Source organism: Streptomyces fuscigenes (assembly GCF_021556455.1).
GTDB classification, from domain to species: domain Bacteria; phylum Actinomycetota; class Actinomycetes; order Streptomycetales; family Streptomycetaceae; genus Streptomyces; species Streptomyces fuscigenes.
On sequence record NZ_JAKGCV010000390.1, the window covers coordinates 1 to 5211 of the forward strand.

Annotated in this window: 5 protein-coding genes; 1 reads left to right on the top strand and 4 read right to left on the bottom strand. The window is 75.6% G+C overall.

Annotated features, from left to right (window positions below; genetic code table 11):
• Nucleotides 1-118 precede the first annotated feature (118 nt).
• The 4 genes from L1885_RS23080 to L1885_RS23095 all read right to left on the bottom strand — a co-directional run bounded on the left by L1885_RS23080 (nt 119) and on the right by L1885_RS23095 (nt 3851).
• Nucleotides 119-397 carry a hypothetical protein gene (locus tag L1885_RS23080; RefSeq protein WP_235799096.1) on the bottom strand — a complete coding sequence of 93 codons (279 nt, stop codon included), beginning with the start codon at nt 395-397 and terminating at the stop codon, nt 119-121.
• Nucleotides 398-417: 20 nt separating this feature from the next.
• Nucleotides 418-2538, bottom strand: coding sequence for a 4-alpha-glucanotransferase (gene malQ, locus L1885_RS23085; RefSeq protein ID WP_235799097.1), 2121 nt, complete (start codon nt 2536-2538; stop codon nt 418-420).
• Nucleotide 2539: 1 nt separating this feature from the next.
• Complete coding sequence (locus L1885_RS23090; protein WP_235799099.1) at nt 2540-2743, bottom strand: hypothetical protein; 204 nt, start codon at nt 2741-2743, stop codon at nt 2540-2542.
• Between the two features lie 571 nt (nt 2744-3314).
• The gene (locus L1885_RS23095; protein ID WP_235799098.1) at nt 3315-3851 is read right to left on the bottom strand and encodes an HNH endonuclease; all 537 of its coding nucleotides are present in this window, start codon (nt 3849-3851) and stop codon (nt 3315-3317) included.
• Between the two features lie 240 nt (nt 3852-4091).
• Between L1885_RS23095 and L1885_RS23100 the strand changes: the two genes are divergently transcribed.
• Nucleotides 4092-5165 (top strand): mechanosensitive ion channel family protein, encoded by a 1074-nt coding sequence (locus tag L1885_RS23100; protein WP_372482004.1) that lies wholly within the window; start codon nt 4092-4094, stop codon nt 5163-5165.
• Nucleotides 5166-5211: the final 46 nt, after the last annotated feature.

The following is a 5211-nucleotide window of genomic DNA, read 5'->3' on the forward strand; positions in this document are numbered from 1 at the left end:
GGGGAGTTCCCGGAAACGGCGACGCCGGGGCACCGCGGCGCGGATGGCGCCTGCGGTGCCCCGGCGAGTGCTCGCGGGGCGGCCGGCCCGCCGCGCGTGCGCCGGGCCGGGCGGAGCGTCAGACGCCCGCCTTGACCTTCTTCTTGGGCTTGACGACAGCCGTGGGGCCGCCCGCCTTGCGGGACTTGTCCAGCAGGATGACGAGCCCGGCGATGATGGCGAACAGCGCCAGCGGGCACAGCACGAACAGGGCGACCGTGTCGATCGCGCTCAGGCCGGGGCCCGGGTCGTCACCGTCGTCCCGGGTCAGGGCCAGCGCCGGGGACGACATCAGCAGCATCATCAGCGTCGTACCGGCCGCGACGGCGCCGGCGCGCAGAGCGTTCTTCTTGTCCACGGTGCAAACGTAGCGAACGCCTACGCCGGCCGCGCGGCCGGGGGTCCTGAACGCGCCGGTGCGGGGGTCCGCACTCCCTCCATCAGGCGACCCAGCCGGGGGGAGGCGGCGAGCTCCTCGAGGGTCACGGGGGTGCCCCGCGCGTCCGCGACCGGCAGGCGCCAGTTCGGGTACTGGTCCGAGGTGCCGGGCAGGTTCTGCGGGCGGCGGTCGCCGACCGTGTCGGGCAGCCAGACGCCCACCATCCGGGCGGGCGTGTCGAGCAGGAAGCGGTGGACGGCGCGGATCTCCTCCTCCTCGTCGCCCGGACCGGACGGGAGCAGGCCGAGCCGGGTCAGTTCCGCGAGCCACGCGGCGACCTCCGCACGGTCACCCGCCTGCTCCTCGGCGAGCGGCCGGGTCAGCAGGCCGAGGCGGTGGCGCAGGGCGACGTGCTCCCCGGTCAGCCGGGCCGCCGTGGAGGGCAGGTCGTGCGTGGTGGCGGTGGCGACGCAGCCGGGCCGCCACTCACGGGGCTCCAGCGGCGGCTGCCCCGGCGCGTCCCAGTGCCGCTCGAACCAGAGCACGGAGGTACCGAGCACGCCGCGCCGCGCGAGCTGTTCACGCACGCCGGGCTCCACGGTGCCGAGGTCCTCGCCCACCACCACCGCGCCCGCGCGGTGCGCCTCCAGGACGAGGACGGCGAGCATCGCCTCGGAGTCGTAGCGCACGTAGGTGCCGCGGGTGGGGTCGGTGGCGCCGCCCTCGCCGGTGGCCCGGGGGATCCACCAGAGCCGGAACAGGCCCATCACGTGGTCGATGCGCAGCGCCCCCGCGTGCCGCAACTGGCCGCGCAGGAGTCCGCGGTACGCGGCGTAGCCGGTCGCGGCGAGCGCGTCGGGGCGCCACGGCGGCAGCCCCCAGTCCTGCCCGAGGGAGTTGAACGCGTCGGGCGGGGCGCCGACCGAGATCCCCTCGGCGAACACACCGTGCTGCGCCCAGGTGTCGGAGCCGTCCGGGTGCACCCCGACGGCCAGGTCGTGGACGATGCCGATGCCCATGCCGGCCTCGCGGGCGGCGCGGCTCGCCGCGCCGAGCTGCTCGTCGGTGAGCCAGGCGGCGCGGCGGTGGAACTCGACGCGGTCGGCCGCCTCGGCGCGCGCGGCGAGGGACGCGGGTGAGCGCGGGTCGCGCAGGGCCTCCGGCCAGCCGGACCGGTCGGCGCCGTGGATCTCGGCGAGGGCGCTCCAGGTGGCGTGGTCGTCCAGCGCCTCGCCCTGGGCCGCGAGGAAGTCGTCGTAGGCGGCGCGCCTGCCGGGTCCGAGTTCCGCGGCGCACAGGATCTCCAGGGCCTGCCGCTTGAGGTCCCAGACGGCGTCCCGGTCGATGAGCGCACCCTCGTGGAGGACGGCCGTGCGCAGCGCCGCGGCGCGCCCGGCGAGGGCGTCGAGGCGCTCCCGGGCCGCCCCGGCGGCATGGGCGTACTCGGGCACGTCCTCGATCCGCAGGTGCACCGGGTCGGGGAAGCGGCGCGAGGAGGGCCGGTAGGGCGAGGGGTCGGTCGGGCTGCCGGGCACGGCCGCGTGCAGGGGGTTGATCTGGACGAAGCCCGCGCCCTGGGTGCGCCCGGCCCAGGATGCCAGTTCCGCGAGGTCCCCGAGGTCGCCCATGCCCCAGGAGCGCCGGCTCAGCAGCGAGTACAGCTGGACGAGGAATCCGTACGTGCGTTCGGCGGGTTGCGGAGCGCGCGGCGGGGCGACGACCAGCGTCGCCGTGGCGCTGCGCCCGTCGTGCGCCACGGCGGTCAGGCGGTGCACGCCGAGCGGCAGCGGGCCGGGCCCGGTGCCGCCGCCGGCGGTCAGGTGTTCGGTGCCGCCGTCCTCCAGGCCGATGTCGAGCCGCGTGCTCGCGGGCAGGGCGGCGGCCCAGGCGGGCCGGAGCTCGTCCGCCCAGCACACCACCGTGGGCGGCAGCAGCCGGGTGGCGGCGGCCCGCTCGGCCGCCTCGGTGGCGGCCTCGACCGCGGCCGGGGTGGAGGCGTCCACACCGAGCGCGTGGAGCACCGCCACCACCGTGGCGTCGGGGACGTCCACCCGCGTCGTGGGGGACGGGGCATACGCCGTGGCGACGCCGTGCAGCTCGGCCAGGCGGGCGAGGCCCATGTCAGACTCCCGAGGGCTCCGGGCCGAAGGCCGGACCCGGCGCGGTCGGCTCACTGGTCAGGGCGGCGGTCTCGGCGAGCGGCGGCTCGCTGGTGAGCGGGGCGGCATCGGCCAGCGGCGGCTCGCTCGTCAGCGGCGCCGCGCAGGACTGCGGGGCGGGGGCGGGCACTGCGTGCGCCTGCGCGGGGATGGCCGGCGCGCACAGTGCCCGTCGTTTGGACGGCTGACCGGCAGGTTTGGCGGACTGTTTCGGCGACTGCTTGACGGACGTGCGGGCGACGACGGCCACGGGGTACCTCCAGGAGGTGCGGGGATCCGGACCCGGTGAGGCCTACCCAGCCGCGGCGGGCGCAGACCTGCGCGCGGGTCATGGATGCGGCGCGGGGCCACGCGGGGCGGCGCCCGGCGCGGGCCGGATGCCCATTGCCTACCACACGGGGCAATCACGACACAACGGAGCAATACGTCGACACGGGTGCGCGCCGGTGGTGGGCTCGGACAGCCGGCGGGGCGTCAGGCGGCCGCGCGTCGGGCGTCCCGCCGGACCGGTCGAGCGAACACCCACCTCCCGGACGGTCGGGCGCCGGGCAGGCGGACGGCCCCGGCGCGGACGCCGCGGCGGCGGGCACGGGTCCCGGGACGCGGCCGGCGTGAGCCCCTCCCCCGCGGCGCCCTGACGTACGCCGGCTCACGCGGACGGCGCAGCACGAGGGCATGCCCCGGACGTACCCGGCCCGGGCCCCGCGGCGCGGGCCGGGTACGGCGATGGCCCGGTCTCAGGCGGAAACGCCGTCGATCCGGGCCATCGCATCCTCCGCGCCGTACGGCTGCAAGTACGGCATCCAGCGCGGGTCCCTGTGGCCGGTTCCGATGATCCGCCACGCGAGACCCGAGGGGGGCGCGGGTTGCTGGTGCAGCCGCCAGCCCAGCTCCCGCAGGTGCCGGTCGGCCTTGACGTGGTTGCAGCGGCGGCAGGCGGCCACCACGTTGTCCCAGGCGTGCCGGCCGCCCCTGCTGCGGGGGACGACGTGGTCGACACTGGTGGCGACGCCGCCGCAGTACATGCACCGTCCGCCGTCGCGGGCGAACAGTGCGCGGCGGGTGAGAGGAACGGGCCCCCGGTAGGGGACCCGCACGAAGCGCTTGAGCCGGATCACGCTGGGGGCGGACACGACCCGTGTCGCGCTGTGCAGGAAGGCGCCGGATTCCTCCAGGGAGACTGCCTTGTTCTCCAGGACGAGGACGAGCGCGCGGCGGAGCGGTACGACGCCGAGGGGCTCGTACGACGCGTTGAGGACCAGGACATGCGGCACGGATGCCTCCTATTACGCCGGCGGCGCGTGGCATGCGCCGGGACGATCTGCTCTCAGTCTCCCCTCATGCCTGGTCGAAACGCCACCACGGCCCGGTAACGGGCTCGGAGTGTTTTCGACCACAGGCCGTTTTCCTCCCGCGTGAATCCCGTCTCTCCGCTTCCGGCACGCGCGGGAGCGCCCACTGTGGGCCGTTAGTGTGGTGGGCCCGCCGCTCGGCGTTCTCTGGAGGTCTCCGTCGTGTCCTGGTCCCTGCCGACCGGTGTGGTGCTCGCCGCCCCGCACCCCGCGTCCGACAGCATCGGAGAGGCCACCGAACGCGCGAACGACGCCGCGAGCTGGGTGGGCGAGAACTGGTCCACCTGGCTCAGCGGGGGCCTGCGCATCATCCTGATCATCGTGATCGCCCTGGTGCTGCGGCAGCTCCTGCGCAAGGCCCTGACCAGGCTGATCGCGCGGATGAACCGCAGTGTGCAGGCGGTGGAGGGCACCGCGCTCGGTGGGCTGCTCGTCAACGCGGAGCGGCGCAGGCAGCGCTCCGAGGCCATCGGTTCCGTCCTGCGTTCGGTGACGTCGTTCCTGATCCTCGGCACGGCCGCGCTGATGGTGCTGGGCGCGCTGAACATCAACCTGGCGCCGCTGCTCGCCTCCGCGGGCGTCGCGGGCGTCGCGCTGGGCTTCGGCGCGCGCAACCTGGTCACCGACTTCCTGTCGGGTGTGTTCATGATCCTGGAGGACCAGTACGGCGTCGGCGACACGATCGACGCAGGGGTGGCCTCCGGCGAGGTCATCGAGGTCGGGCTGCGGGTGACGAAGCTGCGCGGCGAGGGCGGCGAGATCTGGTACGTGCGCAACGGCGAGGTCAAGCGGATAGGGAACCTCAGCCAGGGCTGGGCGACGGCCGGCGTCGACGTGACCGTGCGGCCGACGGAGGACCTGGACCACGTCCGGTCGGTCATCGTCGCCACCACGGAGCAGCTGGCCAAGGAGGACCCCTGGAACGAGCGGCTCTGGGGGCCGGTGGAGGTGCTGGGCCTGGACTCGGTGCAGCTGGACTCGATGACGGTCCGGCTGTCCGCGAAGACCATGCCGGGGCAGTCGCTGCGGGTGGAGCGCGAGCTGCGCTGGCGGATCAAGCGGGCGTTCGACGAGTCGGGCATCCAGCTCGTGGGCGGCGCGCTGCCCCTCGTGGCGGACGACGCGCCGGACCCGTCGGCGGCGGTCGCCCCGCCGTCCGCGCTGGCCAGCCCGACGTCGCCGCAGTCCTCGGAGGCCTCTCCGCTGCCGCCTCCGGGGCCGAACGTCAACAAGTGAGCGGCGGACCGGGCGCGGCCCGGGCCCCGCGGACCGCGGCGGCCCG

Coding starts and splice junctions, on each gene's coding strand:
- malQ (WP_235799097.1), bottom strand. CDS start 2,538: ATGGGCCTCGCCCGCCTGGCCGAGCTGCACGGCGTCGCCACGGCGTAT.